A 24,843-nucleotide genomic window follows, 5' to 3' on the forward strand; every position below is an offset into this window, starting at 1 on the left:
GTTTATCCGTCGATCACCACGGTCGAGGGATGATGCCGATCCAGATGCTTGCGGATGATCCGCAGATTCTTCGTGTTCGACTTGTAGAGAAAGTCGAAAATATCGCCGGCAAAGGGGATCGCTCCGACCAGCGTGTCGAAACCGACATTGGCTGCCATGCGGGTCAGCTGCCATTTCGACATGCCCAGATTGCGCGCTTCCCATATGATCCACGCGCCCATCGCCGCCGTGGCGAAATCGCCCACCACCGGGATCAGCCCGACCAGACTGTCCAGCCCGACCCGGCGCTGGGTGCCGGGGATCACGAACAGCCCCTCCAGCAGCGCTTCCATCGCCTCGATCCGCTTGCGTATCGAAGCCGGATCGCGTCCGAAGCCCGGCATGTCGCGCATCACCCGATCGAACTGCTCCTGCGAAATCGGCATTCCATGTCCTCCAGAACGCCTAGTTGGTGCTCTTGAACAGATGGTTCAATGGGTGCCGCGCGCGCGGCGATGCGGTGAAGCCGGTCAGCCGCCGCGCCACCAGCGACCAGCGGACCGGCGCGCCCAGCGCGATATAGCCATTATGCGCCTGCATCAGCGCCTCGGCCTGCGCCACGCGCGCCATGCGCTCGTCCAGCGTGCTGGCCAGGCTGGCCGCCTGCAACGCCGCCTCGGCCTCCGCCGAACAATGCACCTTCCGCGCGCAGCCGATCCGCCCCAGATACCAGAGCACGCTGTCATAGGCCGCAACCTCATCGACCAGCCGCAGGTCCGCATCCTCTTCCGGCGCCACCCGCTCCACCGCCAGGCCGATGGTGCCGAGATTGTGCCGCACCAGCCCGAACAGCATCGTCGCCCCCGGTCCGGTGGGCAGCGCCAGCCGCAGCGCCGGCGGATCGCCATGCTCGCTGCGCCAGCGCTTAATCACCGCCTGGCCCTGCGCCCAGCGGTCCGCCATCGCCATTCCGGTCCAGTCGGGCGCGGCGGGCGGCCCCGGCAGGTCGATCTGTCCCGGCACGATCTGTTCGGTTGTGGCCCAGCCGCCGACCGGGAACATGACCGGCAACTGGCTGCGATCGATAGCCATGTTGATCGCCCGCCGCACGCCGTCATCGTCCAGCAGCTTGGCCCTGTCCCCATTCTGGCCCATCACTGCCAGCCCCAGCAGCCCCTGCACCGGATCGATCCGTACATCGTCGCGATCCACCCCCGCCGGGACGAGCAGCGGCAGGTCGGCAAAGCGTCCGCCCAGCACCAGCGCCGCCTTGCCCTGCTGGAAGCGCACGATGGCGAGCGCGGGCCGCTCGGCGCGCAGGATGCGGGTCTGCCAGGCCGGCACCGGCAGTTCGTCGCCGGATTCGTTGGTCGCCCGCTCGACCGGCACCAGCTTCAGCGCCTTGCCCTGCGCCAGCCGCCGATAGGGACCGGTCCCGCCGTCGCGCGAGAGTACCGCCATTTGCGGCTGGGCCAGCATCTGGAGCAGATAGGGCCGGGGCGCGGCCAGCCGGATTTCGATCACCTCTCCGGTCATCGCCACCACATCCTGCACCGCGTCGAGCGGTCCGTCCGGGTCCAGCCGCCGCAGCATGTCGATGCGCGACATCAATATCCGCCCGACATCCTTCGCCGTCACCTTGTTTCCATCGGGCCAGAAGGCGCGGCGCAGGCGGAAAATATAGCTGCGCCCCTCATCCTGTACGATCCAGCGCTGGGCGAGGGCGGGCAGGATCTCCCCGCTGGCGTCGAAGGCGACCAGTCCCTGCGCCGTTGCCTCCAGGAACAGCTTCGATCCGGGATCGGGCAGATAGTCCAGAGGTTTGGCGAAATCGGCGGGCGTGCCGACGACGCTCACCGTCACCGGCCCGCTCCCCTCGTCCGAGCAGCCGCCGAGGGCTGCGCCAAGCAGGGCGAAACAGGCGAAAGCGTTGCGGGGAAGTGGCAAGGACATGTCCTTACAGGGCTTAACGCGCATCTGCATTCCCGCCAACCGTTCATCACCTTCCACCGCAATGTCCCATAGCGAAACAGCTTTTTGTTAACCATGAGTCCGCCTTGGCCGGACTGCGCAACATGCCTATAACTTTGGTTATGCGCGTCTTTTCGACCATTTTGCTGCTGTCCGCCGCCGTGACGGCCACTGCGCTGGCGCAGGGCGTGGCGTCGCCCTTCACCGTGGCGGAAAGCGGACGCAGCTATGCGACGCTCAATGAGGCGATCCGCGCCATCGGCGACGGTCGCGGCACCGTCATCGTGGCGCCGGGCCGTTACGCCCAATGTGCGGTGCAGCAGGGCGGCGACGTCACCATCCGCGCGCAACAGCCCGGCAGCGCGATCCTCGATGGGGTGGCCTGCGAACAGAAGGCGGCGCTGGTGCTGCGCGGTCGCGCGAGTTCGGTCGACGGCCTGATCTTCCAGAATCTGCGCGTCCCCGACGGCAATGGCGCGGGCATCCGGCTCGAAAGCGGCGACCTGACCGTCACCAACAGCCTGTTCCGCAACAGTGAGCAAGGCATATTGACCGGCGATGCGCCGGGCAACGGCATCCGCATCGACAGATCGACCTTCCGCCATCTGGGCCGCTGCGACCGCGATCTCGCCTGTGCGCACGGCATTTACACGGGCCGCTATGCCAGTCTGGCCGTCACCCGTTCGCGCTTCGATCAGGGCGATGGCGGCCATTATCTGAAAACCCGCGCCCGCCGGGTGGCCATTACCGACAACAGCTTCGACGACAGTGCGGGGCGCCTCACCAATTATATGATCGACCTGTCCAACGGCGCGAGCGGGACGATCAGCGGCAATGAAATGGTGCAGGGCAAGGATAAGGATAATTACAGCGCCTTCATCACCGTCGCGCCCGAAGGCCGGGAGCAGGACAGCGCGGGCCTGACGATCGCCCATAACAGCGCGTCCTTCGTGCCGGGCTTGCAGCGCAGCAGCAGCTTCGTCGCCAATTTCACCGACGATGCGGTGAGGATCGGCCCGAACCGTCTCGCCACCGGGATCAAGGTTTCGGACCGGCGTTAAGCCGGGCGTGCTTGCATCCCTTCGTGCACAGGCCGATAATCCGGCCCATGCGCACAACCTACAGCTCGGCGACCGTCCGCCTTTATTACCTCAGCGACGCCGATGGCGGCGGCGCGGCGACGACGCTCTTCTACGGCCCGCTGAACGAGGCTTTGGCGATCGCGGAGCAACAGCCGCAGGATGTGCAGGACGGCCTGTTCCTCGCCACCGACAATGATGTGGTGGCTTATCTCGATCTCATCGAGGGTTAGCGTCCTCCCGCCTCCGCAGCCGGAACCAACCCCGCCGAAGCCGGTTTGATCCGGCATGGGCGGCGGGCGCCGATGGCGGCTGGGTTTGAGGCCGCGAGGAGAGAGATGCCATGGTCACATTGACCCCGCTGGAAGTCGGTCTGGCGCTTCTGGCCCTTGTTCTGATCGTGGCGATCGCGATCATGATCGTCAACAACCGCCGCCGCGCCGATCTTCGCGCCAAATTCGGACCGGAATATGGGCGGACCGTCGAAATGGCCGGCAGCGCGCGCAAGGCCGAGGCCGAATTGCATGAGCGCGAAAAACGGGTCGCGGCGTTCACGATCCGCCCGCTGTCGCCGCCGCAGGCCGACGCCTTCACCGATGCCTGGGTGCGGGTGCAGGCGCAATTCGTCGACGATCCGCAGGGCGCGGTGTCGCGGGCCGATGCGTTGCTGACCGAAGTGATGGAGGTGCGGGGCTATCCCATCTCCGATTTCGAACAGCGCTCGGCCGATCTGTCCGTGGATCATCCCGAAGTCGTCCAGAATTACCGGACCGCTCATGACATCGCCGTCCGCCATGCGCGGGGCGAGGCGGATACCGAAGATTTGCGCCGGGCGATGATCCATTATCGCGCGCTGTTCGACGATCTGGTGCATGAGCCGGTGGACCATCGCATGGCGCCCCCGGTTTCACGGCTCCGGCAGGACGATGCGCGCCGTTCCGATCCGCGCTGAAGCCACGAAGGCGCGAGCGGGTCGGCGCACCCTTCATCCGTCCGCGAAGCCAAAGGGCGCATGGGTCCGCCGGAAATCGTCCGGCAGCATATCCCGGCCGATCGGCGGCGCGGAACGGGCCATGCACTGGCTGCGGTGGCAAAGGCGGCAGGTGACGCCAATGGGGGTCGGCTCCCCAGGCGTCGATCCCGCCGCATAGATCAGCCGGTGGGCATGTTCGGCGGCGCAGGCCAGCGCGATGGCGCGCTCGATCCGGGGCGCGGCCCAGCCGCCGCCGCCCGCCGTCACCGTCCGCGCGATGGAAAAGAAGCGCTGGCCGTCGGGCAGTTCCAGCCATTGGGTCCGCACCTCGCGCGGGCGTTCGAAAACATGGTGCACCGACCAGAGCGGGCAGGAGCCGCCATGGCGCGCAAAGGGAAAGCCGGCGCTGTCCAGCCGCTTGCTGACATTGCCCGCCTGATCCACCCGCAGGAAGAAGAAGGGCACGCGTTCCTGCCCCGGCTTTTGCAGGGTGGTCAGCCGGTGCGCGGTCTGTTCGAAACTGGCGCCGAACTGCCGGGCCAGCGCCTCCACATCATAGCGCCGCGCCTCCACCGCCTTGGCGAAGGGGCCGTAGGGCATCAGGATCGCCGCCGCCGCATAGTTGGCGAGCGCCCGGCGTGTCAGCCGCCGCCCGCTTTCGCTGGCGAACTGGCTGTCCTTCAGCAAGGCCTCGAAATCGCGGCGCATTTCCAGATAGGCGATCTGGAGCGCCAGTTGAAAGGCGGTGCTCGCCCCATCCAGCGCATCGTCCAGCAGCACCGCGTCTCGATGGCGATCGAGCCGCCGCATCGACCCCGCCATCACCTCGGTCGGGAGCCGCCGCACGCGCAGATTATGTTTCGTTTTCAGCCATCCGGCGAGGCCGCCCGCAGCCTCGGCCTCCGCCGCCAGTTTCTCGCCCGCATCGTCCAGCAGCGGAAAACTGTTGCGCCTCGCCCCCAGGAAACGCCGCGATTCGGCCACGGGGTCGGGGGCTTCGATGACATGCTGACGATCCACGCCCTTGTCGGCCAGTGCCAGTTGCTCCTCGCGATACGCCGTGTGCAGCCGCAGCAAAGCCTCGGTTATTCCCGGATAATTGACCGCGACGTCTCCCGTCGCCAGCGCGGGCAGGTCGATGTCCGCGAACATCGGGTCCTTGAGCACGGCCTGCAACCGGGCGGTGTGCTCCGCGCCGCCATCCCCGGCCAGTTCGCTCATGTCCATCTTGTAGGTGCGGGCGAGACGGAGCAGCATGTCGGCGGTCAGGGGGCGTTGGTTGCGTTCAAGCAGTGCGACATAGCTGGCGGAAATTTCGAGGTCCGCCGCCATGTCGGCCTGGGTCAGTCCCAGTTCGCGCCGCAGCCTGCGCAGGCGTGGTCCCATGTAAACCGGACGATCCTTGGCCATCTGTAAAGCGCTCCTGTGCAGCCTTTACAACTTTACACGCAAATCTTGTAAATTTCTACAACTGAACTTCGCGCCCTCTGCCGCACCCGCTGACAGCCCCGTAAACCGGCTCCATCAGTTCGCCTCTCATTGGATGGAATCGACGCTCATGACCTACAGCCAGGAAATCACGAAGGCCGGCACGACCATTGGCGGCCAGGGCCATTGGGACGGCATCGCGCCCGAATCGGTCGCCCGCATGCGCCTTCAGAACCGTTTCCACACCGGCCTCGACATTGCCCGCTACACCGCTGGCATCATGCGCCGCGACATGGCGGCCTATGACGCCGATCCGGCCAACTACACCCAGTCGCTGGGTTGCTGGCACGGCTTCATCGGCCAGCAGAAGATGATCAGCATCAAGAAGCATTTCGGCACGACCAAGGGCAAATATCTCTATCTGTCCGGCTGGATGGTCGCCGCGCTGCGCAGCGAATTCGGTCCGCTGCCCGACCAGTCGATGCATGAGAAGACCAGCGTTCCGATGCTGATCGAGGAACTCTACACCTTCCTCAAGCAGGCCGACGCCCGCGAGCTGGGCATGATGTTCCGCGACCTCGACGCCGCCCGCGAAGCCGGTGACGAAGTCAAGGCGCAGAAGATTCAGCACGACATCGACAATTACGAAACCCATGTCGTCCCGATCGTCGCGGACATCGACGCGGGCTTCGGCAATGCCGAGGCGACCTATCTGCTGGCCAAGAAGTTCATCGAAGCGGGCGCCTGCTGCATCCAGATCGAAAATCAGGTCTCGGACGAAAAGCAGTGCGGTCATCAGGACGGCAAGGTCACGGTCCCGCATGAGGACTTCCTCGCGAAGATTCGCGCGGTCCGCTACGCTTTCCTAGAACTGGGCATCGACGACGGCATCATCGTCGCGCGCACCGACTCGCTGGGCGCCGGTCTGACCAAGCAGATCGCCTACAGCAAGGAAGATGGCGATCTGGGCGACCAGTATAACAGCTTCCTCGACGTCGAGGAGGTCACCGACATCACCACCCTGCGCGGCGATGTCGTTCTGGCCCGCGACGGCAAGCTGTTCCGCCCGAAGCGCCTGCCGTCGAACCTGTTCCAGTTCCGTGCCGGAACCGGCGAGGATCGCTGCGTTCTCGACTGCATCACCTCGCTCCAGAACGGCGCGGATCTGCTGTGGATCGAGACGGAAAAGCCGCATATCGAACAGATTGCGGGCATGGTCGACCGTATCCGGGACGTCATTCCCAATGCGAAGTTGGTCTATAACAACTCGCCGTCGTTCAACTGGACGCTCAACTTCCGCCAGCAGGTCTTCGACGCCTGGTCCGCGGCAGGCAAGGATGTCGGCGCCTATGATCGCGCCAAGCTGATGAGCGCCGATTATGACGCGACCGATCTGGGTCGTGAAGCCGATGAGAAGATCCGCACCTTCCAGAAGGATGCGGCGGCGCGGGCCGGTATCTTCCATCATCTCATCACCCTGCCGACCTATCACACGGCGGCCTTGTCGACGGACAATCTGGCCAAGGACTATTTCGGCGAGGCGGGCATGCTCGGCTATGTCGAGGGCGTCCAGCGCAAGGAAATCCGTCAGGGAATCGCTTGCGTCAAGCATCAGAACATGTCGGGTTCCGACATTGGCGACGACCACAAGGAATATTTCGCGGGTGAAGCCGCGCTCAAGGCCGGCGGCGTCCACAACACGATGAACCAATTTGCAGCCTAAAGGCTGCGGGGGAACCAATTTGCAGTCTAAAGGCTGCGGGGGAACCGGTTTGCGGCTTGAAAGCTGCTGACGAGATCTGGTCGCGGGGGTGCATGCCCCGCCTCAGGGTGGAAGGACTGGACGGCCCGGAATTGCACGCTCCGGGCCGTTTTTTTCATAAGCGCAGCTTGTGAAGCCCTCGGCCGTTCCGGCTTTTGTCCCGATGCGGAGACGTCTATCCTCCATGCGTCTTGCAGCCAGGGGAGAAGCCGATGCCCTACACCCTCATCACCGCCAACCGCAATTATTCGAGCTGGTCGTTGCGCCCCTGGGTGCTGATGAAGGCGCTCGGCATCCCCTTCACCGACCGGATCGAGCCGTTCGCCGCCGCCGAAAATTATGCGGCCTTCCGCGATTTTTCGCCTACGGGACAGGTGCCTGTGCTGATCGACGGCGACCGGACAGCGTGGGATTCGCTCGGCATCACCTTGTATCTGGCGGATCGTCACCCCGCTGTCTGGCCGCAGGACGAAGCCGCGCGGGGCTGGGCGCAATGTGCCGTTGCCGAAATGCACAGCGGCTTTGCGGCGCTGCGCAACGATTGCCCGATGAATGTGGGTGTGCGGGTGGAAACGCATCTGCCCTCGTCCGCCCTCAACCGCAATATTGCCCGGCTGGTTGAATTGTGGGGCGAGGGGTTGTCCCGGTTCGGCGGGCCGTTTCTGGGCGGGTCGGCCTTCACCGCCGCCGATGCCTTTTATGCGCCGGTGGTGTTTCGGGTGCGGACCTACGGGTTGGACGTCGGCCCGGTCGCCATGGCCTGGGTCGATCATATGCTGGCGCTGCCTGCGCTGCGCGAATGGGAAGCAGCGGCGCTGGCCGAAACATGGCGCGAGGACAGCCATGAAGCGGAGGTCGGCGCGGCTGGTCGCATAATCGAGGATCATCGGGCCGTATAAGTGTCTGGCGCTGCGCGATCCCAGGGCGGCTATCGGCGAAAACAGGAAATATTGGCCGCTTTCCCCCTTTTCCGCTGTCCTGTCTGGGTCTAGGGGGAGGGCTATGACCCAGCTCCGCACCTTGTATGAGAAGATTTGGGACGCGCATGTCGTTGAGCGTCGTCCTGACGGAACCTGCCTGATCTACATCGACCGCCACCTTGTCCATGAGGTGACGTCGCCGCAGGCGTTCGAGGGGCTTCGCCTTGCGGGGCGCAAGGTGCGCCGGGCCGACCTGACGCTGGCGGTGCCGGATCATAACCTGCCCACGACCCCGCGACGCGACGCGGCGGGCAACCGTATCCCGATCGCCGATCCCGAAAGCGCGCAGCAACTCGCCGCGCTGGAACGCAATGCGCCGGAATTCGGCGTCCGCCTGATCGGTGACGCGGACGTCGAACAGGGCATCGTCCATGTCGTGGGACCGGAACAGGGCTTCACCCTGCCGGGCACGACCCTGGTGTGCGGCGACAGCCATACCAGTTCGCATGGTGCGCTGGGCGCGCTGGCCTTCGGCATCGGCACGTCGGAGGTCGAGCATGTGCTCGCCACCCAGACGCTGCTCCTGAAGCAGTCGAAGACGATGGAAGTCGTGGTCGAGGGCGAACTGGGCTTCGGCGTCACCCCCAAGGATGTGGCGCTGGCGATCTGCGGCCGCATCGGCACGGCGGGCGGCACTGGCTATGTCATGGAATATCGCGGCTCCGTCTTCCGCGACATGTCGATCGAAGGTCGCCTGACCGTCGCCAACATGTCGATTGAGGCGGGCGCGCGATCGGGCCTGTTCGCGCCCGATGAAAAGACCTTCGCCTATCTGGAAGGTCGTCCGATGGCGCCCAAGGGCGCCGAATGGGATGCCGCCGTCGCCTATTGGAAGACGCTGGCGACCGACGAAGGCGCGGTGTTCGACAAGACCATCGTGATCGACGCGGCCGAAATCGTTCCCAATGTCACCTGGGGTACCAGCCCCGAGGATGTCGTGCCGGTGACGGGCGTTGTCCCCGATCCAGAGAGCTTTGCCGACGCCTCCAAGCGCGCCGCCGCGCAGAAGTCGCTCGACTATATGGGCCTCACCGCCGGTCAGCGGATGGAGGATGTCGCCATCGAGCATATCTTCATCGGCAGCTGCACCAACAGCCGGATCGAGGATCTGCGCGCCGCCGCCGATCTGCTCAAGGGGCGCCATATTGCCGCCGGCATCAAGCACGCCATGGTCGTCCCCGGCTCGGGTCTGGTCAAGCGCCAGGCCGAGGCCGAAGGGCTGGACCGCGTCTTCACCGACGCCGGTTTCGAATGGCGTGAGCCGGGCTGTTCCGCCTGCCTTGGCATGAACCCGGACAAGGTGCCAGCGGGCGAGCGCTGCGCCTCGACCAGCAACCGCAATTTCATGGGCCGTCAGGGGCCGGGCTCGCGGACGCATCTCGTCTCGCCCGTCATGGCCGCTGCCGCCGCGATCACCGGACACCTCACGGACGTGCGCGAACTGATGGGTGAAAAAAGGGGAGAGATGGTCGCATGAAGAAGGTTTTCTGGCTGCTGGCGCTGGGTGCGCTGGCGAGTGCCGCCATGGCGGCAACCCTGGGGCGCGCGGAAGAAAAGTCCCATTTCCAGATCAAGCAGGCGCATTGATGGAAAAGCTGAATATCGTTGACGGCCGGGCCTATCCGTTCGGGATGAAGAATGTCGACACCGATATCGTCATTCCGGCGCATTGGCTCAAGACGATCAGCCGCTCAGGGCTGGGCAAGGGCGCGTTCGAAGTGCTGCGCAAGGAACCGGGCAATGTCTTCGACGATCCCGAATATGCCGGTAGCCCGATCCTGATCGCGGGCGACAATTTCGGCTGCGGTTCCAGCCGCGAGCACGCCGCCTGGGCACTCGCGGACCTCGGGATCAAGGTGGTGATTGCGCCGAGCTTCTCGGACATTTTCTCCGGCAATGCGTTCAAGAACGGCATTTTGACCGTGGTGCTGCCGCAGGAAGCGATCGACCGGCTGATGGAGGTGGCCCAGGGGCTCAATGGCACTCCCGATCCGATCCATGTCGATCTGGAGCATCAGACCGTCACGACGCAGTTCCAGGACCGTTTCCAGTTTGAGATCGATCCCTTCCGCAAACACTGCCTGCTGGGCGGTCTGGACGAGATCGGCCTGACATTGGGGCAGGCGGATACGATCAGCGCTTTCGAGGCCAGGGACGGCGGAGCGCGGCCATGGCTCGTTCCCGCCGTTGCGTAAGCGGCCCGATCTTCCTATTTCGGACGAAACGATCCAATTTCTTTACAGGGCACAGGCATGACGACCTTCGACGACCGCGAAAAGGCCTTTGAAAATATGTTCGCGCACGACCAGGAGATGCAGTTTCGCATCCAGGCGCGGCGCAACCGTCTGCTCGGTGAGTGGGCCGCGGCGAAAATGGGCCTGACACCGGAAGAAACCGACGCCTATGCCAAGGCCGTCGTGCAGGCCGATTTCGAGGAAGCGGGCGACGAGGACGTCATCCGCAAGCTGGTGGGCGACATGACCCAGGCGGGCGTCGAGATTGACGAGGCCGATGTCCGCGCCGCGCTGGACGAGCAGCAGGTCATCGCCCGCCGCATGTTCATCGAATAAGTACGAGGACCCCTGACCGTGCCGATGGCTGCCGATGACATTGCGGAGATGATCCGCGCCGCGATCCCCGATGCGGAGGTCGAGATCACCGACCTTGCCGGGGATGGCGACCATTATGCGGCGCGCGTCGTGGCGGAAAGCTTCCGGGGCATGAGCCGCATCGCGCAACAGCGGGCGGTCTATGCGGCGCTGGGCGGGCGCATGGGCGGCGTGCTCCATGCCTTGCAACTGACGACCGCCGTTCCCAACTAACCGCGATCAGACATAGTGTGCGCCCTTGCATGGCGCCTGACAGGAATGGACCATAGAATGACCGACGCCGTGCAGCAGCGGATCGCCGAAATCGTCAACAGCAATGATGTCGTGCTTTTCATGAAGGGCACGCCGCTCTTCCCGCAATGCGGTTTTTCCAGCCGGGCGGTAGCGATCCTGGATCATCTGGGCGTCGCCTATGAAAGCGTCGACGTCTTGCAGGATCAGGGCGTGCGGCAGGGGATCAAGTCCTTTTCCGACTGGCCGACCATTCCGCAGCTTTATGTGAAGGGCGAATTTGTCGGCGGCAGCGACATCATGATGGAAATGTATGAAGCCGGCGAATTGCACCAGCTGATGACCGATCAGGGTGTCGCTCCGGCGAACTGAGACGGTTCGAGATCCGCAAAGACAAGCGGTCCGGTATTCCGGGCCGCTTTTTTTGTGTGGGATGAAAAGCCGGGTGGGAGGATGCGGCGGAGACTGGTGCCTGCATCCTCCCGGATCGTTGAACGGCTTGGGAACGCTCCAAGCGTCGCAAGCCCCGTGCCAGCTTCGGGAAAGACCGAAAATCCGTTCCTGCGAGGGTTAATGCGGCTTCAACGGCAGCGCGCCTCGTAAAAGATGCCGACAGTGCGCGCCTGGCTTCTTGACTACAGGCGTAGTCAATGCGATTACATCTGTAGTTGTCGAGTCCCTGGGTTGAACGCGCCATGACCGAAAAGATCAGCGAAGCGGAACTGGTGGTGATGGAGGCGCTGTGGGAACGCGCGCCCCAGACGGCCGCCGATGTGGCGGAACGTGTCGCCGCCGGACGCGACTGGAGCGTCCAGACCGTCAAGACGCTGTTGTCCCGCTTGATGGCGAAGGATGTCATCGCCGCCGATCAGGACGGCCGCCGCTTTTTATATCGCCCGCTTGTCGCGCGAGAGGCGTATGTTGCCAGTGAGTCGGGACGGCTGGTGAACCGTCTGTTCGGCGGGCGCGTCTCGCCGCTTGTGGCCCAACTCGCCAGCCAGGACCAGTTGACGGCTGAGGATATCGCCGAACTTGAGGAAATCCTGAGAGGATTGAAATCATGAGCGTCTGGATCGCCGAAACGCTGATTGCCACGACCCTGCTGATGGCGCTGGTCATGCTGTTGCGGCGACCGGTGGCACGCTGGCTGGGGGCGGGGGCGGCCTATTGGCTGTGGGCGCTGCCTCTGGCGCGCATGGCGCTGCCCGCGCTGCCGCAGGAAGTCGCCAGCCCTTCGCCCCTGCACAGGGCGGCGGAGCAGGCGGGGCTTCCGAGCTTGCTCGACGCGGCGCCTGCACTGGCAATCCAGCCCCAATCGAGCATCCCCTGGCTGGAGATCGGCGCATCGATCTGGCTGGTGGGCGTCGTCCTCTTCCTCGCGGTGCAGGCGGTGGGCTATGTGCGCTTCCGCCGCTTCATCCTGACGGGTGCGACGCCCATCGGAGAGGACGGACGCCTCCGCATCGTCACCAGCCCCCAGGCGGGCGGACCGCTCGCTTTCGGGGTGCTGCGGCCTTATGTCGTGCTGCCCGCCGATTTCGTCCTGCGCTTCGACAGTCAGGAGCAGGCCATGGCGATCGCCCATGAACGCGCCCATCATCAGGGTGGCGATCTGGCCGCGAATATGGCCGCGTTGCTGCTGCTTGGTCTGCACTGGTGCAATCCCATCGCCTGGATCGCCTATCGCGCCTATCGGGCCGATCAGGAACAGGCTTGCGACGCGCGCGTGCTGGCGCTTTACGGGCAGGATCAGGCCCATGTCTATGGCCGCGCCATATTGAAGGCCGCCGGTGGGCGCCAGTTCGCCGGGGCCTGTCATCTCAATCGCATCACTGCGTTCAAAGGGAGGCTGAAAATGCTGTCTGCCCATGAAATGTCGCTGCGCCGGATCAGTTGGGGCATGGCGGCGGTCGCTCTGCTGATTGTGTCGGGCCTGGTCCTGACGGCCTCGGGCAGCCGCGCGGTGCAGCAGGTCGCGGCGATGACCGGCAAGGTCGATTCGATGGATTTCGGCCGCCTGACCGATCTGGTCGCGCAGCCCGCCTCCGCCAGTGAGATGGCGGTGCCTGAAAGGCAGTCGACGCCCCAACCCGCTTCGCCTGTCAAGGTGGCGGCGGAAGCCGACAGCCTGCCGCCGGCGCCTCCTGCTCCGCCAGCGCCTCCGTTGCCCGCCGCCGACATGGCGCCGCCCGCGCCGCCGGTTCCGCCCATCCCGCCGGTCGGCGTGCGTGATGAGGGCTGGTCGCGCGCCATACCGACCGATGCCGAAATCCGCCGGATGGTGCCGCATGTCGATGTCGCCAATGGCTGCGAGGACGGCAGGAACGTGACCCGGCGGGAGACGGTGGATGCCGATGGCCAACGCCATATCCGCGTCCGCATCTGCGAAGCGCAGATTTCCGCGCAGGCCCACCGCGCTGCCCGCGCGGGACTGATCGCCGCACGGGCGCAGGTCGCCGCCGCCGCCAGGATGTCGGACAAGATCAGGGCCGACGTGCTGCGTGACCTCGACAGGGAAATCGCGCAGATGGATGGGGAGGAGTAGGGGTTAGACCGCCACGATCTCCGGCAGGATGGCATCGAGCAGCAGCATCCCTGCCGGTTCGACGGTCAGCCTCTGTCCCCGCTGCCGGACGAGGCCATGACCCGTGAGCCGCGTGACCGCTCCGCCGTCGACCAGGGCCTCGACCGTCAGGCCCGACATCCGCGCGATTTGGCCCAGGTCCACGCCTTCCGCCAGCCGTAATCCCATCAACAGCGCTTCCCGCGCCCGGTCTTCGGCCGCAAGCGGCTCCTCGCTTTGAAGTCCATGGCCGTTGCGGGTGACGGCCTTCATCCAGTTTTCCGGCTTTTTGTGCCGCAGCGTCGCCAGCCCGCCGCGCCGGCCATGCGCGCCCGGTCCCACACCCGCATAGTCGCCATAGCGCCAATAGGTGAGGTTATGGCGGCTTTCCTGCCCCGGCCGGGCGTGGTTGCTGATCTCGTAGGCGGGAATGCCCGCCGCCGCCGTCATCGCCTGCGTCTGCTCATAGAGGGTGGCGGCATGATCCGGGTCGGCGGGGGTCAGCTTGCCCTGCGCCACCAGCGTCGCGAAACGGGTGCCCGGCTCGATGGTCAGTTGATAGAGCGAGAGATGATCGGTGCCGAAGGACAGGCCCTGCGCCAGTTCCGCTTCCCAATCCGCCTCGCTCTGGCCGGGACGCGCATAGATGAGGTCGAAATTCACCCGCCCGAACACCGATTGCGCGACGTCCAGCGCCGCCAGCCCTTCGCGCACATCATGGGCGCGGCCCAGAAAATGCAGCGCTTCATCCTCCAGCGCCTGAAGGCCGAGCGACACCCGGTTCACGCCCGCCGTCGCCAGATCAGCGAAGCGCGCGGCCTCGACCGAGCTGGGATTGGCCTCCAGCGTGATCTCGATGTCGCTGGTGGGACGCCAGTAGCGTCCCGCCGCGTCGATCAGCGTTTCCACGATCCGGGGCGGCATCAGTGAGGGCGTGCCGCCGCCGAAAAAGATCGAGGAGAGCGGCCGTCCGCCGTTCAGCGCCGCTTCATGGGCCAGATCGTCTAGCAGCGCATCGCGCCAGCCATCCTCGTCAATGTCCGCCCGAACATGGCTGTTAAAATCGCAATAAGGACATTTGGAAACGCAAAATGGCCAATGCACATATAGGGCTATGGGATCGGCCGAAGGCGCAGCAGGTTTAAAAGGGGTCGGGGACATGAGTGGGGGGCTTCTTAACCGGTTTGGACCGGCGCGGCTAGCGTGGGCAGGCGTTTTGCTGGCGGTTGCGGGTCAGGGCGATGCGGCGCCGTCGCGTGGGGCAGGTCCCCTGCCGCCCGCCATGCCCGCCTCCTATTATGGAATGGAGGAAGCGGCGCGCGACGACAGCCTACTGCGCGAGGTTGCGCTGGGCATGCAGAATGAGGAGCGTGAATCGCTGGGACTCGCCCCATTGGCATGGGACAGCGCCTTGGCGGCGGACGCGGCGCGCTATGCGCGGGAGATGGCGCGGACCAATATCTTCCGCCATTCGGCCCGGACCAGCCGCGCGGTTCCCAGCGGCGAAAATCTCTGGATGGGGTCAAGGGGCCTTTATGATTATGAGGTGATGCTCGGCTCCTTCCTCGATGAGAAGCGCTATTTCCGGCGGAGCGGGAAGCTGCCCGATCTCAGTTCGACCGGGCGCTGGGAAGATGTGGGCCATTATACCCAGATCATCTGGCGCGGCACGCGCAAGGTCGGCTGCGCGCTCGCCGAAGGGCCGAGCTACGACTATCTCGTTTGTCGTTATTTTCCGGCGGGCAACCAGTTCGGCATGGGGCCGCTGGATCGCGATCCGGCAACGCCGCCGCAATTTGCCGGGGGTGAGGAGTAGGGCGCCTGCCCCTCACCCGCGCAATTTAGAATATCGCCGCCACCAGCTGCGCGAACGCATCGGCACGGTGGCTCATGGCATGTTTTTTCGCCGGCTCCATTTCGCCGAAGCTGATGGCGTGGCCATGCGGCTGGAAGATCGGATCGTAACCGAAGCCCTTGTCGCCGCGCGGTGGCCAGGTGATCGTGCCGTCCACCCGGCCTTCGAACGCCTCGACATGACCATCGGGCCAGGCGAGGGCGAGGGCGCAGACGAAATGCGCGCCATGGCCCGCTTCCGGTCCCTGGGCCTCGATATTGTCCCAGACCAGCTGCATGGCGAGGCCGAAATCCTTGGTTTCCCCAGCCCAGCGGGCGGAGAAGATCCCCGGATCGCCGTTCAGCGCCTCGACGCACAGGCCGCTGTCGTCGGCCAGCGCGGGCAGGCCGGACAGGTCGGCCGCCTGCATCGCTTTCAGCTCCGCATTGGCGATGAAGGTCGTGCCGGTCTCGTCGGGTTCGGGCAGGTCCAGCGCGGCGGCGGACACCGTTTCAATGCCATAGGGCGCCAGCAGCTCCCCAATCTCGCGCACCTTGCCGGGATTGTGGCTGGCGATCACCAGCTTGCCCGGCCCCAGCTTGCGGATCGCCTGTTCCTGTCCGAACTCGTCGCTCATCTTATCGTCCCGTAGCCTTATCCTGCGCCGCGAAGATCTGCGCGCAGCCGATACGGGCGAGGCGCAGCAGGCGGAGCAGCTCTTCCTCATCATAGGTAGCGCCTTCTGCGGTCGCCTGCACTTCCGCAAATTTGCCATCGCCGGTCAGGATCAGGTTGGCGTCGGCCTCCGCATTGCTGTCCTCGGCATAATCGAGGTCGAGGACCGGCGTGCCGTTATAGATGCCGCAGCTGATCGCCGCGACCTTCTGCACGATGGGGTCTGCCTTCAGCGCGCCCGACGCCAGCAGCTTGTCGATGGCGATGCGCAGCGCGACCCAGCTTCCCGAAATGGCGGCGGTGCGGGTGCCGCCATCGGCCTGGATCACGTCGCAATCGACCACGATCTGACGCTCGCCCAGCTTTTCCAGGTCGACCACGGCGCGCAGCGAGCGGCCGATCAGGCGCTGGATTTCCTGGGTGCGGCCGGACTGCTTGCCCTTGGCGGCTTCGCGGCTGCCGCGGGTGTGGGTGGCGCGGGGCAGCATGCCATATTCCGCCGTGACCCAGCCCGACCCCTTGCCGCGCAGGAAGGGGGGCACCTTCTCCTCGATGGAGGCGGTGCACAGGACACGGGTGTCACCGAAGCTGACGAGGCAGCTGCCCTCGGCATGGATGGTGAAGCCGGGTTCCATGGTGATTTCGCGCATCTGGTCGGGCGCGCGGCCGGAAGGACGCATAAATTTTCTTCTCCGAAGCGTTGTATGGGTGCGGCTTAGAGCATCGCGCAAAAAAGTGGGAACCGGTTTTTTGCAAAAAGCGATGCGAGGATCAAAAAAATGCATCGCAAAAAGCGATGCGACGACGAAATAAACGCGGCAGGCGCGCAGTCTTGCCAGTGGCGATATACGCCAAAGATGCTAGGGGATGGGCATGGGGACGAAAGCGATCATGATTTTGGCGGCCACGGCGCTGCTGGGCGCTTGCGCGACGGAGCAGGCGGAGCTGGAAAAGCCGAAGGCTGCCGGCGACACGATCAAATTTTCCGCGGGCCCCTGTTTCGGCGCCTGCCCCAGCTATAGCTTGCAGGTGACGCCGGACGGGTCGGGCCTGATCGAGCCGCAGCGTTTTACCGCCATTCCGGGACCGACACGCTTTACCGTGACCCCGCTGCAATATCGCCGTTTTCGCGCGGCGCTGGCCCAGTTCCGGCCCGCGCAGGGTACGTCGAAGCGGATCGGGCATGGCGAGAATTGCGCCCGCTTCGCCACCGACATGCCGGGCTATGTGATCGAATGGACGCGCGGCGATGCGGAGCCGACGCGGCTGGAATTCCAGTCGGGCTGCATGGACGCGGGCTATGGCAAGCTGCGCGCGACCATCGCGTCCATCCCCAAAATGCTGGACATCGCCGCGATGGTGAAACCCACCGCGAAGGGCAAGTGACGGGCGGGCTTGAGCGCGCGGCGATGCTTGCCTAGATAAGCCCCATGGCGATCACCCCGATCACTGAGCTGAACGAGCGGGCGCGCGACGTTTTCCGCCTGGTGGTCGAGAGCTATCTCGGGACCGGGCTGCCCGTCGCCTCGCGCACGCTCAGCAAGATGGCGAGCCTCAGCCTGTCGCCCGCCTCGATCCGCAATGTGATGCAGGATCTGGAGGAACTGGGCCTGCTCGCCGCGCCGCATACCTCTGCGGGACGGATGCCGACCGAGACCGGCCTCCGGCTCTTCGTCGACGGCATGATGCAGGCGGCGGAGCCTTCGATGGAGGAACGGCGCGCGATCGAGGCGGGGATTTCCGAAGGCGGACCGATCGAGGAGGCCCTGTCGGCGGCGACGGCGGCGCTGTCGGGGCTGTCCGCCTGCGCGGGGATCGTGATGGTGCCCAAGCGCGAGCCGGTGCTGCGGCAATTCGGTTTCGTGCCGCTGAACGAGCGGCAGGCTTTGGCCGTGCTGGTGGGGCAGGACGGGTCCATCGAGAATCGCATGGTCGATCTGCCCGTCGGCGTGACGCCGATGATGTTGAACGAGGCCGCCAATTTCATGTCGGCGCGCTTCGGCGGTATGACGCTGGCGCAGGCGGGCGAGACCCTCCAGCGCGAACTGGAGAATGAGCGTCACGCGCTTCAGGGCGCGGCGCGGGAACTGGTGGCGCGCGGCATAGCCATCTGGTCGCAGGATGCCGGTGAGCGTCCCGTGCTGATCGTCCGCGGGCAGGCGCATCTGCTGGATGATGGCACCGCCGCCGATCTGGAGCGGGTGCGCCAGCTGCTCGAACAGCTTGAGGGCAAGCAGGAGATTTCGCACCTGCTGGAAAGCGCGCTGGCGGGCAGCGCGACCAAAATCTTCATCGGCTCGGAAAACAAGCTCTTTTCCCTGTCGGGTTCTTCGGTCATAGCCGCGCCATACCGGGGCGGTGACGGCCGGGTGGTGGGCGTTGTCGGCGTAATCGGGCCGACGCGCTTGAACTATGCGCGGGTGATCCCCATGGTGGACTTCACTGCCCAGACGCTTTCGAGATTGATGAGATGAGCGAAGAAAAACGGAATATCGAAAATACCGAAGTCGTGGACGAACTGCCCGAGGATGCGGCGCCGGCTGGCGACGCGGCGGCGGAAAAGATCGCTGCGTTGGAAAGCGAGCTGGCGACGGCCAAGCAGGACGTCCTCTACGCCCATGCCGAGACGCAGAATGTGCGGCGCCGGCTGGAAAAGGAGCTGGCTGACGCGCGTTCCTATGCCGCGACGTCCTTCGCCCGCGACATGCTGTCGGTGGCGGACAATCTGGGGCGCGCGCTCCAGGCGATTCCCGCCGACCTGCGCGAGGACGAGAAGTTCAAGGGGCTGGTCGCGGGGCTTGAAGCCACCGGCCGCGAGCTGGAGGCCGTTTTTGGCCGCAACGGCATTGAGAAGCTGGAGTCGGTCGGCCAGCCGCTCGATCCCAACAAGCATCAGGCGATGATGGAAGTGCCCTCCGCCGATGCGGAGCCGGGCACGGTGCTGGTCGAGATGCAGGCAGGCTACACGATCAAGGATCGGCTGCTGCGCCCTGCGCTGGTCAGCGTGGCGAAGAAGCCCGACTGACCGCCTGCCGATTTGAAAATGTGAAGGCCCGCCGGACCCTGTGCCCGGCGGGCCTTCTTCTTTGGGTAGCCGCGGCAGAAAAGATATATCGTAAATCTTGACGACGACATTTTTAAGATATATCTAAATGCGTCATGAGCCAATTAAGAGAGTTTCATATGCATTTTCATCATCATCATCGCGGCGGACGTCGCGGTTTCGGCCACGGCCGCTTTTTCGGGCCGGAAGGTTTCGAGCGCGGTCCCTTTGGCGGCGGTTTTGGCGGGCGTTTCGAAGGCGGGCCTTTCGGGGGCGGCGGTCGGGGCGGGCGTAGCGGCGGGCGTCGGCGCCTGTTCAGCAACGATGCGCTCAAGCTCCTCCTGCTGAAGCTGATCGCGGACAGCCCGCGGCACGGCTATGACCTGATCCGCGAGATCCAGGCTCTGTCGGGCGAGGTCTATGCGCCCAGCCCGGGCGTGGTCTATCCGACGCTGACATTGCTGGCGGAGATGGAACTGATCGCCGAGCAGCCGGGCGAAGGCAGCCGCAAGCTCTTCGCTATCACCGACGCGGGCACGGCCCATCTCGCCGAGCATGACGCAAGCGTGCACGAGGTCATGGACCGGCTGCAATCGCTGGCGCAGAAGGCCGATCGCGTCGACGGCGCGCCGATCCGGCGGGCGATGCACAATCTGGGCATGGCGGTCCGGGCGCGGCTTGAAAAGGAAGGGGCCGATGCCCAGACCATGTTCGATGTCGCGTCGTTGATCGATGAGGCCGCCAGCAAGATCGAAAGGCTGTAACCCATGAATTTGACCGCGCATGTGCCGACGCCCAATGCCAGCCGCTATCTCCAGCAACTCTGCAAGCATTGGGGGCACAAGTTCGACACGCAGTTCGATGCGGAACAGGGCGTGATCGCCTTTCCGATGGGACCGATCCGCATGGCGGCAGGAACTGAGGCCCTGACCGTCACCATCGAGCCAGGGGAGGGCGCCGATGTCGAACGCTTCAAGCAGGTGGTCGCGGACCATCTCGACCGCTTCGCCTTCCGCGAAGCGCCGCTGACCTTCGACTGGCAATAAAATCGGGGGGGACTGCGCTCGTCCTATTTGCGCGGGATTCGCCGGGCGCTCGCCAGATGATGGGCATGGGTGATGGCGACGGCCAGCGCGTCGGACGCGTCCGGCCCGGCCACCTTCGCGCCGGGGAGAAGGCGGGATACCATGGCGTGGACCTGATCCTTGGACGCGTTGCCGACGCCGACCACCGATTTCTTGACCAGCCGGGCGGCATATTCGCCGACTTCCATGCCGGATCGGGACGCCGCCAGCAGCACGACGCCGCGCGCCTGGCCCAGTTTCAGCGTCGATTGCGGGTTCACATTGACGAACACCTCCTCGACCGCCGCGCCATTGGGCTGATGTTCAAGGATGAGGTCGGTCAGCGCCAGGTCCAGCACCAGCAGGCGGCTGGCCAGCGCCATGTCGGAATCGGTCTTGATCTGCCCATTGGCGATATGGGTCAGACGGTTGCCGTCCGCAGCGATCAGACCCCAGCCGGTGGTGCCAAGGCCGGGGTCCAATCCCAGGATAATCATGGTCTGATCCTGTGGGCCGGGATTTTCAGCCCAGCTTCTCCATGACCTCGTCGGAGACTTCGTAATTGCCCCAGACGGTCTGGACGTCGTCATCGTCTTCCAGCGTGTCGACCAGCTTCATCAGCGTCGCGGCGTTGCTTTCGTCGACCTCGACGGTGGTCTGCGGCTTCCAGGCGAGCTTGGCGCCTTCCGCCGGGCCGAGCTTGGCTTCCAGACCCTTGGCGACTTCGTGCAGTGCGTCCATGGCGGTCCAGATTTCATGCTCGTCTTCGTTGGAGGACACGTCCTCCGCGCCCGCTTCCAGCGCCGCTTCGAAGATCGCGTCGGCATCGCCCGCGCTCGCCGGATAGGTGATGAGGCCCATCCGGTCGAAACCATGGCTCACCGCGCCCGACGCGCCCATATTGCCGCCATTCTTCGAAAAGGCGGTGCGCACATTGGTCGCGGTGCGGTTGCGGTTGTCGGTCAGCGCCTCGACGATGATGGCGACGCCGCCGGGGCCATAGCCCTCATAGCGGATTTCCTCGTAATTCTCCGTGTCGCCGCCGATGGCCTTGTCGATGGCGCGCTGGATATTGTCCTTGGGCATGGACTGCGCCTTGGCGGCGTTGACCGCCAGGCGAAGGCGCGGGTTCATGTCCGGGTCGGGCATGCCCATCTTGGCCGCCACGGTGATTTCGCGGCTCAGCTTGGAGAACATCGAGGAGCGCTTCTTGTCCTGCGCGCCCTTGCGATGCATGATGTTCTTGAATTTGGAATGGCCTGCCATGGATCCTGAATTCTTGTCTGCCGGTTGAAGATCGATGGGCGCCCTTACACCAGCGGGCGCCCAAAGGGCAACTGCCAGAGGGTCAATAGCAGAGGATCAATAGAGGATGGCCGTGCCCGAAGCCGTGACCATCAGCATCGATCCGCTTGACCCCACCGTCTCATAATCGAGGTCGACGCCGACCACGGCATTGGCGCCCAGCGTGGCGGCGCGCATCCGCATTTCCCCGATCGCCTGTTCGCGGGCGCGCTGAAGCACATCCTCATAAGCGCCCGAGCGCCCGCCGACGATGTCGCGGACGCTGGCGAACAGGTCGCGGAAGAGATTGGCGCCCACGATCACCTCGCCGGTGACGATGCCGAGATATTCCTTCGCAGGACGCCCCTCCAAAGTGGGCGTGGTGCTGACGATCATCTCGGACATGGGCACTCTCCTTTGTCGTGGGGTTATTCCAGGCCCAAAGCGCTTTTGTAGGTTTCCAGCAGCGCTTCGGCTTCCATGCGGGCGTTGCGCTCCATCTTGCGCAGGCGCACGATCGACCGCATCGTCTTCACATCATAGCCATTGGCCTTGGCTTCCAGATAGACGTCCTTGATATCGTCCGCGATGCCCTTCTTTTCCTCTTCCAGGCGTTCGATGCGCTCGATGAAAAGGCGTAGCTGTTCGGCGGCGACATTGCCATCGCTCATGAGAATCTCCAGTCAGTGTGAATCGGTCGGCACAGGCTCCTAATGATTGTCGGCGTTCTTCGCCACACTCTCCTGCATTCTTGCGATCTGTTCGGGCGTCGCCTCGCCCTGATAGCGGGCCTTCCACTCGGCAAAGGGCATGCCGTGGATGATCGCCCGCGCTTCATCCCTGCCGAGCGTTCCGTCGGCCTCGGCGATCCAGTCGGCCAGGCAATTGCGGCAAAAACCCGCCAAGCCCATCAGATCGATATTCTGAACGTCGGTGCGGTGCTGCAAATGCGCCACCAGTCGTCGGAAGGCGGTTGCGGCGACTGCGTCGCTGAGTATGGTGTCGCTCACGGCGGAACCCTTTCGCTGATCTACATCATCCTGTCTTGCAGTACGGATAATCGAAAACCGCGCCCTGGCAAACCAGAGGCGGCCATGAGGGTCAGGAGTTTGGGCAGGAGTTTGGGAATGACAAGATTACCGCCCCGTTCGCGCAAGGTCCGCATCCTCGCGACCCTTGGCCCCGCGAGCGACAGCCCGGACATGATCCGGGCGCTGTTCGTCGCCGGGGCCGATGCCTTCCGCATCAATATGAGCCATGGCGCGCATGAGGATCATGCCGCGCGCATCGCCGCGATCCGGGCGCTGGAAAAGGAATTCGGGCGCCCGACGACGATCCTGGGCGACCTTCAGGGACCGAAGCTGCGTGTCGGGACGTTCGAGCGCGAACAGGCGGTGCTGGAGACGGGGGCGTCCTTCGTGCTGGACAGCGATCCCGCGCCGGGCGACGCCAGGCGGGTCAACCTGCCCCATCCGGAAATCTATGCGGCGCTGGTCCCCGAAACCCGGCTTTTGCTGGATGACGGCAAGATGGTGCTGCGCGTCAAGAAGGTGGCGGACGACCGCATCGATACGGTGGTCGAGGTCGGCGGCACGCTTTCCAACCGCAAGGGCGTCAATGTGCCCGATGTCGTCGTGCCGGTCCCGGCGCTGACCGAAAAGGACCGGCGCGACCTCAGTTTCGCGGTGGAGCACGGCTGTGACTGGATCGCCTTGAGCTTCGTGCAACGGCCGGAGGATCTGGCCGAGGCGCGCAAGCTGATGGGCGGCTATGGCGCGCTGATGGCGAAGATCGAGAAGCCCGCCGCCGTGCAACGGCTGGAGGAGATCATCGAACTGGCCGATGGCGTGATGGTGGCGCGCGGCGATCTGGGCGTGGAATTGCCGCCGCAGGCGGTGCCGCCGCTCCAGAAGCAGATCGTCGCGGCGGCGCGGCGCATGGGCCGTCCGGTCGTGGTGGCGACGCAGATGCTCGAATCGATGATCAAGGCGCCGACGCCGACCCGCGCCGAAGTGTCGGACGTGGCGACGGCGGTCTATGACGGGGCGGACGCCATCATGCTGTCGGCCGAAACGGCGGCGGGTGACTGGCCGGTGGAAGCGGTATCGATGATGGACAGCATCGCCCACAGCGTCGAGCGCGATCCGGGCTATTTCGGGCGGCTGCATTATACCGAGACGAAGCCCGATCCGACCACCGCCGACGCTCTGGCGGAGGGTGCGGGCAGCATCGTGTCCGTGGTCGGGGCGAGCGCGATCACCTGCTTCACCTCCTCGGGCAGCACGGTCCGGCGCGTGGCGCGCGAGCGGCCCATGACGCCGATCCTGGCGCTGACGCCGCGTCAGGATACGGCGCGCAAGCTGGGGCTGACCTGGGGCGTCTACGCGGTGCGGACCAAGGATATCGGCACGTTCGAGGAGATGATCGGCAAGGCCCGGCGCATGGCGCTGCGGCACGACATGGTCGAGAAGGGCGGCAAGATCGTCGTGTTGGCGGGCGTGCCGTTCGGGACGCCGGGCTCGACCAATGTGCTGCACGTCGCCGCGATTCGCGGGGATGAGCTGCGAGGCCGGGACTAAACACCTAGGGCTGAATCAGGTCGAGCGCGGTCAGTTCGCGGCGCAGCGTGGCTGCGTCGCGGAAAAGGTGGCCGCGCAGTCCCTCGGCCTGCGCCGCGACGATGTTTTCCGCGCGGTCGTCGATGAACAGCGCCTGTTCCCCGCGCAGTCCGAACCGGTCGAGCGCGAGTCGGTAGATGGCAGGATCGGGCTTCACCAGCTTTTCCACGCCGGAGACGACGATGTCGCGAAAGGGCGCGAACATCGCTGCTTCCCGGGCCTGGAACGGCGGCCAGAATTCCGCACTGAAATTGGTGATGGCGAAGAGCGGAATGCCGCTATCGCACAGGTCGCGCACGATTTCGGGCATGCCCTCGACCGCGGGACCGACGCTGTCGATGAATGTTTCGCCCCACAGGCGAATCAGGTCGGCGCGCTCGGGGTGGCAGGCGATCAGTTCGGCGCTGGTTTCGGCGAAGGGACGGCCCTGGTCATGCTGGAAATGCCAGTCCAGCGTCACCACATCGCGAAGAAACGCGTCGAGCGCCCGATCGTCGTCGATCAGGCGCTCGTACAGAACCCGAGGGTTCCAGCGGTACAGGACATTGCCGACGTCGAAGATGACGGCGGCAATTTCCGCCGTCAATTAACCCTGGCGGGCCTTGAAGCGGCGGTTGGTCTTGTTGATGACATAGGTGCGGCCGCGACGGCGGATCACGCGGTTATCCCGGTGACGGCCCTTGAGCGACTTGAGCGAATTGCGGATCTTCATGGAACCAGCCTTATGAATGAATCTTGCGTGATCGAAAA

General features: G+C 64.9%; 32 protein-coding genes. 19 read left to right on the plus strand and 13 right to left on the minus strand.

Annotated features, from left to right (window positions below):
* Positions 1-2: 2 nt before the first annotated feature.
* Together F7P65_RS04825 and F7P65_RS04830 are read right to left on the minus strand one after the other, a co-directional pair.
* On the minus strand, positions 3-425 hold the full coding sequence (locus F7P65_RS04825) for a DUF4112 domain-containing protein (protein WP_150290621.1): 423 nt from the start codon (positions 423-425) through the stop codon (positions 3-5).
* A gap of 19 nt (positions 426-444) precedes the next feature.
* Positions 445-1,932, minus strand: a complete 1,488-nt coding sequence (locus F7P65_RS04830; protein WP_150290622.1) for an ABC transporter substrate-binding protein — start codon at positions 1,930-1,932, stop codon at positions 445-447.
* A gap of 140 nt (positions 1,933-2,072) precedes the next feature.
* On the opposite strand from F7P65_RS04830, the gene F7P65_RS04835 reads away from it, so the two are divergent.
* The 3 genes from F7P65_RS04835 (at position 2,073) to F7P65_RS04845 (ending at position 3,981) form a co-directional block, all read left to right on the plus strand.
* On the plus strand, positions 2,073-3,011 hold the full coding sequence (locus tag F7P65_RS04835) for a right-handed parallel beta-helix repeat-containing protein (RefSeq protein WP_150290623.1): 939 nt from the start codon (positions 2,073-2,075) through the stop codon (positions 3,009-3,011).
* Between the two features lie 47 nt (positions 3,012-3,058).
* A complete protein-coding gene (locus F7P65_RS04840) occupies positions 3,059-3,262 on the plus strand; it encodes a hypothetical protein (RefSeq protein ID WP_150290624.1) in 204 nt (67 codons plus the stop codon).
* A gap of 110 nt (positions 3,263-3,372) precedes the next feature.
* Positions 3,373-3,981, plus strand: a complete 609-nt coding sequence (locus tag F7P65_RS04845) for a hypothetical protein (protein ID WP_205451925.1) — start codon at positions 3,373-3,375, stop codon at positions 3,979-3,981.
* A 33-nt stretch (positions 3,982-4,014) separates the two neighbouring features.
* Here F7P65_RS04845 and F7P65_RS04850 read toward each other — a convergent pair whose 3' ends face one another.
* The gene (locus tag F7P65_RS04850; protein WP_150290625.1) at positions 4,015-5,412 is read right to left on the minus strand and encodes a helix-turn-helix domain-containing protein; all 1,398 of its coding nucleotides are present in this window, start codon (positions 5,410-5,412) and stop codon (positions 4,015-4,017) included.
* A gap of 148 nt (positions 5,413-5,560) precedes the next feature.
* On the opposite strand from F7P65_RS04850, the gene F7P65_RS04855 reads away from it, so the two are divergent.
* From F7P65_RS04855 to F7P65_RS04895, 9 genes are all read left to right on the plus strand, one after another.
* The gene (locus F7P65_RS04855) at positions 5,561-7,153 is read left to right on the plus strand and encodes an isocitrate lyase (RefSeq protein WP_150290626.1); all 1,593 of its coding nucleotides are present in this window, start codon (positions 5,561-5,563) and stop codon (positions 7,151-7,153) included.
* Between the two features lie 251 nt (positions 7,154-7,404).
* Positions 7,405-8,091 (plus strand): glutathione S-transferase family protein, encoded by a 687-nt coding sequence (locus F7P65_RS04860; RefSeq protein WP_150290627.1) that lies wholly within the window; start codon positions 7,405-7,407, stop codon positions 8,089-8,091.
* Positions 8,092-8,194: 103 nt separating this feature from the next.
* The gene (gene leuC, locus F7P65_RS04865) at positions 8,195-9,649 is read left to right on the plus strand and encodes a 3-isopropylmalate dehydratase large subunit (protein WP_150290628.1); all 1,455 of its coding nucleotides are present in this window, start codon (positions 8,195-8,197) and stop codon (positions 9,647-9,649) included.
* A 109-nt stretch (positions 9,650-9,758) separates the two neighbouring features.
* Positions 9,759-10,367: a 3-isopropylmalate dehydratase small subunit gene (leuD, locus tag F7P65_RS04870; protein ID WP_150290629.1), complete on the plus strand. Its 609-nt coding sequence runs from the start codon at positions 9,759-9,761 to the stop codon at positions 10,365-10,367.
* A 57-nt stretch (positions 10,368-10,424) separates the two neighbouring features.
* Complete coding sequence (locus tag F7P65_RS04875) at positions 10,425-10,742, plus strand: DUF1476 domain-containing protein (protein WP_150290630.1); 318 nt, start codon at positions 10,425-10,427, stop codon at positions 10,740-10,742.
* An 18-nt stretch (positions 10,743-10,760) separates the two neighbouring features.
* A complete protein-coding gene (locus tag F7P65_RS04880) occupies positions 10,761-10,994 on the plus strand; it encodes a BolA/IbaG family iron-sulfur metabolism protein (protein ID WP_150290631.1) in 234 nt (77 codons plus the stop codon).
* Between the two features lie 57 nt (positions 10,995-11,051).
* On the plus strand, positions 11,052-11,384 hold the full coding sequence (gene grxD, locus F7P65_RS04885; RefSeq protein WP_150290632.1) for a Grx4 family monothiol glutaredoxin: 333 nt from the start codon (positions 11,052-11,054) through the stop codon (positions 11,382-11,384).
* A gap of 323 nt (positions 11,385-11,707) precedes the next feature.
* Positions 11,708-12,076 carry a BlaI/MecI/CopY family transcriptional regulator gene (locus F7P65_RS04890; protein WP_150290633.1) on the plus strand — a complete coding sequence of 123 codons (369 nt, stop codon included), beginning with the start codon at positions 11,708-11,710 and terminating at the stop codon, positions 12,074-12,076.
* A complete protein-coding gene (locus F7P65_RS04895) occupies positions 12,073-13,557 on the plus strand; it encodes a M56 family metallopeptidase (RefSeq protein WP_150290634.1) in 1,485 nt (494 codons plus the stop codon). The genes F7P65_RS04890 and F7P65_RS04895 overlap by 4 nt, the downstream gene beginning before the upstream one ends.
* Before the next feature lie 3 nt (positions 13,558-13,560).
* On the opposite strand, the gene hemW is transcribed toward F7P65_RS04895, so the two are convergent.
* Positions 13,561-14,736, minus strand: a complete 1,176-nt coding sequence (gene hemW, locus F7P65_RS04900; protein WP_150290635.1) for a radical SAM family heme chaperone HemW — start codon at positions 14,734-14,736, stop codon at positions 13,561-13,563.
* Between hemW and F7P65_RS04905 the strand changes: the two genes are divergently transcribed.
* Entirely contained in the window at positions 14,735-15,391 is a 657-nt protein-coding gene (locus F7P65_RS04905; protein ID WP_162854535.1) for a CAP domain-containing protein, read from the plus strand. The two genes, hemW and F7P65_RS04905, sit on opposite strands and share 2 nt — an antisense overlap.
* A gap of 25 nt (positions 15,392-15,416) precedes the next feature.
* Here F7P65_RS04905 and rdgB read toward each other — a convergent pair whose 3' ends face one another.
* Together rdgB and rph are read right to left on the minus strand one after the other, a co-directional pair.
* Positions 15,417-16,046 (minus strand): RdgB/HAM1 family non-canonical purine NTP pyrophosphatase, encoded by a 630-nt coding sequence (rdgB, locus tag F7P65_RS04910; protein ID WP_150290636.1) that lies wholly within the window; start codon positions 16,044-16,046, stop codon positions 15,417-15,419.
* Between the two features lies 1 nt (position 16,047).
* Positions 16,048-16,764, minus strand: coding sequence for a ribonuclease PH (rph, locus tag F7P65_RS04915; RefSeq protein ID WP_150290637.1), 717 nt, complete (start codon positions 16,762-16,764; stop codon positions 16,048-16,050).
* A gap of 193 nt (positions 16,765-16,957) precedes the next feature.
* On the opposite strand from rph, the gene F7P65_RS04920 reads away from it, so the two are divergent.
* From F7P65_RS04920 to F7P65_RS04940, 5 genes are all read left to right on the plus strand, one after another.
* Positions 16,958-17,470, plus strand: a complete 513-nt coding sequence (locus F7P65_RS04920) for a DUF6438 domain-containing protein (RefSeq protein WP_150290638.1) — start codon at positions 16,958-16,960, stop codon at positions 17,468-17,470.
* A gap of 44 nt (positions 17,471-17,514) precedes the next feature.
* Complete coding sequence (hrcA, locus tag F7P65_RS04925; protein WP_150290639.1) at positions 17,515-18,558, plus strand: heat-inducible transcriptional repressor HrcA; 1,044 nt, start codon at positions 17,515-17,517, stop codon at positions 18,556-18,558.
* Positions 18,555-19,109 carry a nucleotide exchange factor GrpE gene (grpE, locus tag F7P65_RS04930; RefSeq protein ID WP_150290640.1) on the plus strand — a complete coding sequence of 185 codons (555 nt, stop codon included), beginning with the start codon at positions 18,555-18,557 and terminating at the stop codon, positions 19,107-19,109. Before hrcA ends, grpE begins: the two co-directional genes overlap by 4 nt.
* Positions 19,110-19,267: 158 nt before the next feature.
* The gene (locus F7P65_RS04935; RefSeq protein ID WP_150290641.1) at positions 19,268-19,891 is read left to right on the plus strand and encodes a PadR family transcriptional regulator; all 624 of its coding nucleotides are present in this window, start codon (positions 19,268-19,270) and stop codon (positions 19,889-19,891) included.
* A 3-nt stretch (positions 19,892-19,894) separates the two neighbouring features.
* Positions 19,895-20,173 carry a DUF2218 domain-containing protein gene (locus F7P65_RS04940; protein ID WP_150290642.1) on the plus strand — a complete coding sequence of 93 codons (279 nt, stop codon included), beginning with the start codon at positions 19,895-19,897 and terminating at the stop codon, positions 20,171-20,173.
* A 23-nt stretch (positions 20,174-20,196) separates the two neighbouring features.
* Here F7P65_RS04940 and ruvC read toward each other — a convergent pair whose 3' ends face one another.
* From ruvC to F7P65_RS04965, 5 genes are all read right to left on the minus strand, one after another.
* Complete coding sequence (gene ruvC / locus F7P65_RS04945; protein ID WP_150290643.1) at positions 20,197-20,688, minus strand: crossover junction endodeoxyribonuclease RuvC; 492 nt, start codon at positions 20,686-20,688, stop codon at positions 20,197-20,199.
* Between the two features lie 25 nt (positions 20,689-20,713).
* Positions 20,714-21,457, minus strand: coding sequence for a YebC/PmpR family DNA-binding transcriptional regulator (locus F7P65_RS04950; protein ID WP_150290644.1), 744 nt, complete (start codon positions 21,455-21,457; stop codon positions 20,714-20,716).
* Positions 21,458-21,553: 96 nt separating this feature from the next.
* On the minus strand, positions 21,554-21,880 hold the full coding sequence (locus tag F7P65_RS04955; RefSeq protein WP_205451927.1) for a heavy metal-binding domain-containing protein: 327 nt from the start codon (positions 21,878-21,880) through the stop codon (positions 21,554-21,556).
* A gap of 23 nt (positions 21,881-21,903) precedes the next feature.
* Positions 21,904-22,146: a DUF2312 domain-containing protein gene (locus F7P65_RS04960; protein WP_150290645.1), complete on the minus strand. Its 243-nt coding sequence runs from the start codon at positions 22,144-22,146 to the stop codon at positions 21,904-21,906.
* A 39-nt stretch (positions 22,147-22,185) separates the two neighbouring features.
* Positions 22,186-22,485: a DUF1244 domain-containing protein gene (locus tag F7P65_RS04965; RefSeq protein ID WP_150290646.1), complete on the minus strand. Its 300-nt coding sequence runs from the start codon at positions 22,483-22,485 to the stop codon at positions 22,186-22,188.
* 117 nt (positions 22,486-22,602) lie between these two features.
* On the opposite strand from F7P65_RS04965, the gene pyk reads away from it, so the two are divergent.
* A complete protein-coding gene (gene pyk, locus F7P65_RS04970) occupies positions 22,603-24,054 on the plus strand; it encodes a pyruvate kinase (RefSeq protein WP_150290647.1) in 1,452 nt (483 codons plus the stop codon).
* Positions 24,055-24,058: 4 nt separating this feature from the next.
* Here the strand turns inward: pyk and F7P65_RS04975 are convergent, their stop codons facing one another.
* Positions 24,059-24,679, minus strand: a complete 621-nt coding sequence (locus F7P65_RS04975; RefSeq protein ID WP_150290648.1) for an HAD family hydrolase — start codon at positions 24,677-24,679, stop codon at positions 24,059-24,061.
* Positions 24,680-24,805, minus strand: coding sequence for a type B 50S ribosomal protein L36 (gene ykgO, locus F7P65_RS04980; protein ID WP_004210176.1), 126 nt, complete (start codon positions 24,803-24,805; stop codon positions 24,680-24,682).
* Positions 24,806-24,843 lie beyond the last annotated feature (38 nt).

The sequence above is a fragment of the Sphingobium estronivorans genome, from assembly GCF_008692605.1.
Lineage (GTDB): Bacteria > Pseudomonadota > Alphaproteobacteria > Sphingomonadales > Sphingomonadaceae > Sphingobium > Sphingobium estronivorans.

Coding starts and splice junctions, on each gene's coding strand:
- F7P65_RS04825 (WP_150290621.1), bottom strand. CDS start 425: ATGCCGATTTCGCAGGAGCAGTTCGATCGGGTGATGCGCGACATGCCG.
- F7P65_RS04830 (WP_150290622.1), bottom strand. CDS start 1,932: ATGTCCTTGCCACTTCCCCGCAACGCTTTCGCCTGTTTCGCCCTGCTT.
- F7P65_RS04835 (WP_150290623.1), top strand. CDS start 2,073: ATGCGCGTCTTTTCGACCATTTTGCTGCTGTCCGCCGCCGTGACGGCC.
- F7P65_RS04840 (WP_150290624.1), top strand. CDS start 3,059: ATGCGCACAACCTACAGCTCGGCGACCGTCCGCCTTTATTACCTCAGC.
- F7P65_RS04845 (WP_205451925.1), top strand. CDS start 3,373: ATGGTCACATTGACCCCGCTGGAAGTCGGTCTGGCGCTTCTGGCCCTT.
- F7P65_RS04850 (WP_150290625.1), bottom strand. CDS start 5,412: ATGGCCAAGGATCGTCCGGTTTACATGGGACCACGCCTGCGCAGGCTG.
- F7P65_RS04855 (WP_150290626.1), top strand. CDS start 5,561: ATGACCTACAGCCAGGAAATCACGAAGGCCGGCACGACCATTGGCGGC.
- F7P65_RS04860 (WP_150290627.1), top strand. CDS start 7,405: ATGCCCTACACCCTCATCACCGCCAACCGCAATTATTCGAGCTGGTCG.
- leuC (WP_150290628.1), top strand. CDS start 8,195: ATGACCCAGCTCCGCACCTTGTATGAGAAGATTTGGGACGCGCATGTC.
- leuD (WP_150290629.1), top strand. CDS start 9,759: ATGGAAAAGCTGAATATCGTTGACGGCCGGGCCTATCCGTTCGGGATG.
- F7P65_RS04875 (WP_150290630.1), top strand. CDS start 10,425: ATGACGACCTTCGACGACCGCGAAAAGGCCTTTGAAAATATGTTCGCG.
- grxD (WP_150290632.1), top strand. CDS start 11,052: ATGACCGACGCCGTGCAGCAGCGGATCGCCGAAATCGTCAACAGCAAT.
- F7P65_RS04890 (WP_150290633.1), top strand. CDS start 11,708: ATGACCGAAAAGATCAGCGAAGCGGAACTGGTGGTGATGGAGGCGCTG.
- F7P65_RS04895 (WP_150290634.1), top strand. CDS start 12,073: ATGAGCGTCTGGATCGCCGAAACGCTGATTGCCACGACCCTGCTGATG.
- F7P65_RS04905 (WP_162854535.1), top strand. CDS start 14,735: ATGAGTGGGGGGCTTCTTAACCGGTTTGGACCGGCGCGGCTAGCGTGG.
- hemW (WP_150290635.1), bottom strand. CDS start 14,736: ATGTCCCCGACCCCTTTTAAACCTGCTGCGCCTTCGGCCGATCCCATA.
- rdgB (WP_150290636.1), bottom strand. CDS start 16,046: ATGAGCGACGAGTTCGGACAGGAACAGGCGATCCGCAAGCTGGGGCCG.
- rph (WP_150290637.1), bottom strand. CDS start 16,764: ATGCGTCCTTCCGGCCGCGCGCCCGACCAGATGCGCGAAATCACCATG.
- F7P65_RS04920 (WP_150290638.1), top strand. CDS start 16,958: ATGGGGACGAAAGCGATCATGATTTTGGCGGCCACGGCGCTGCTGGGC.
- hrcA (WP_150290639.1), top strand. CDS start 17,515: ATGGCGATCACCCCGATCACTGAGCTGAACGAGCGGGCGCGCGACGTT.
- grpE (WP_150290640.1), top strand. CDS start 18,555: ATGAGCGAAGAAAAACGGAATATCGAAAATACCGAAGTCGTGGACGAA.
- F7P65_RS04935 (WP_150290641.1), top strand. CDS start 19,268: ATGCATTTTCATCATCATCATCGCGGCGGACGTCGCGGTTTCGGCCAC.
- F7P65_RS04940 (WP_150290642.1), top strand. CDS start 19,895: ATGAATTTGACCGCGCATGTGCCGACGCCCAATGCCAGCCGCTATCTC.
- ruvC (WP_150290643.1), bottom strand. CDS start 20,688: ATGATTATCCTGGGATTGGACCCCGGCCTTGGCACCACCGGCTGGGGT.
- F7P65_RS04950 (WP_150290644.1), bottom strand. CDS start 21,457: ATGGCAGGCCATTCCAAATTCAAGAACATCATGCATCGCAAGGGCGCG.
- F7P65_RS04955 (WP_205451927.1), bottom strand. CDS start 21,880: ATGTCCGAGATGATCGTCAGCACCACGCCCACTTTGGAGGGGCGTCCT.
- F7P65_RS04960 (WP_150290645.1), bottom strand. CDS start 22,146: ATGAGCGATGGCAATGTCGCCGCCGAACAGCTACGCCTTTTCATCGAG.
- pyk (WP_150290647.1), top strand. CDS start 22,603: ATGACAAGATTACCGCCCCGTTCGCGCAAGGTCCGCATCCTCGCGACC.
- ykgO (WP_004210176.1), bottom strand. CDS start 24,805: ATGAAGATCCGCAATTCGCTCAAGTCGCTCAAGGGCCGTCACCGGGAT.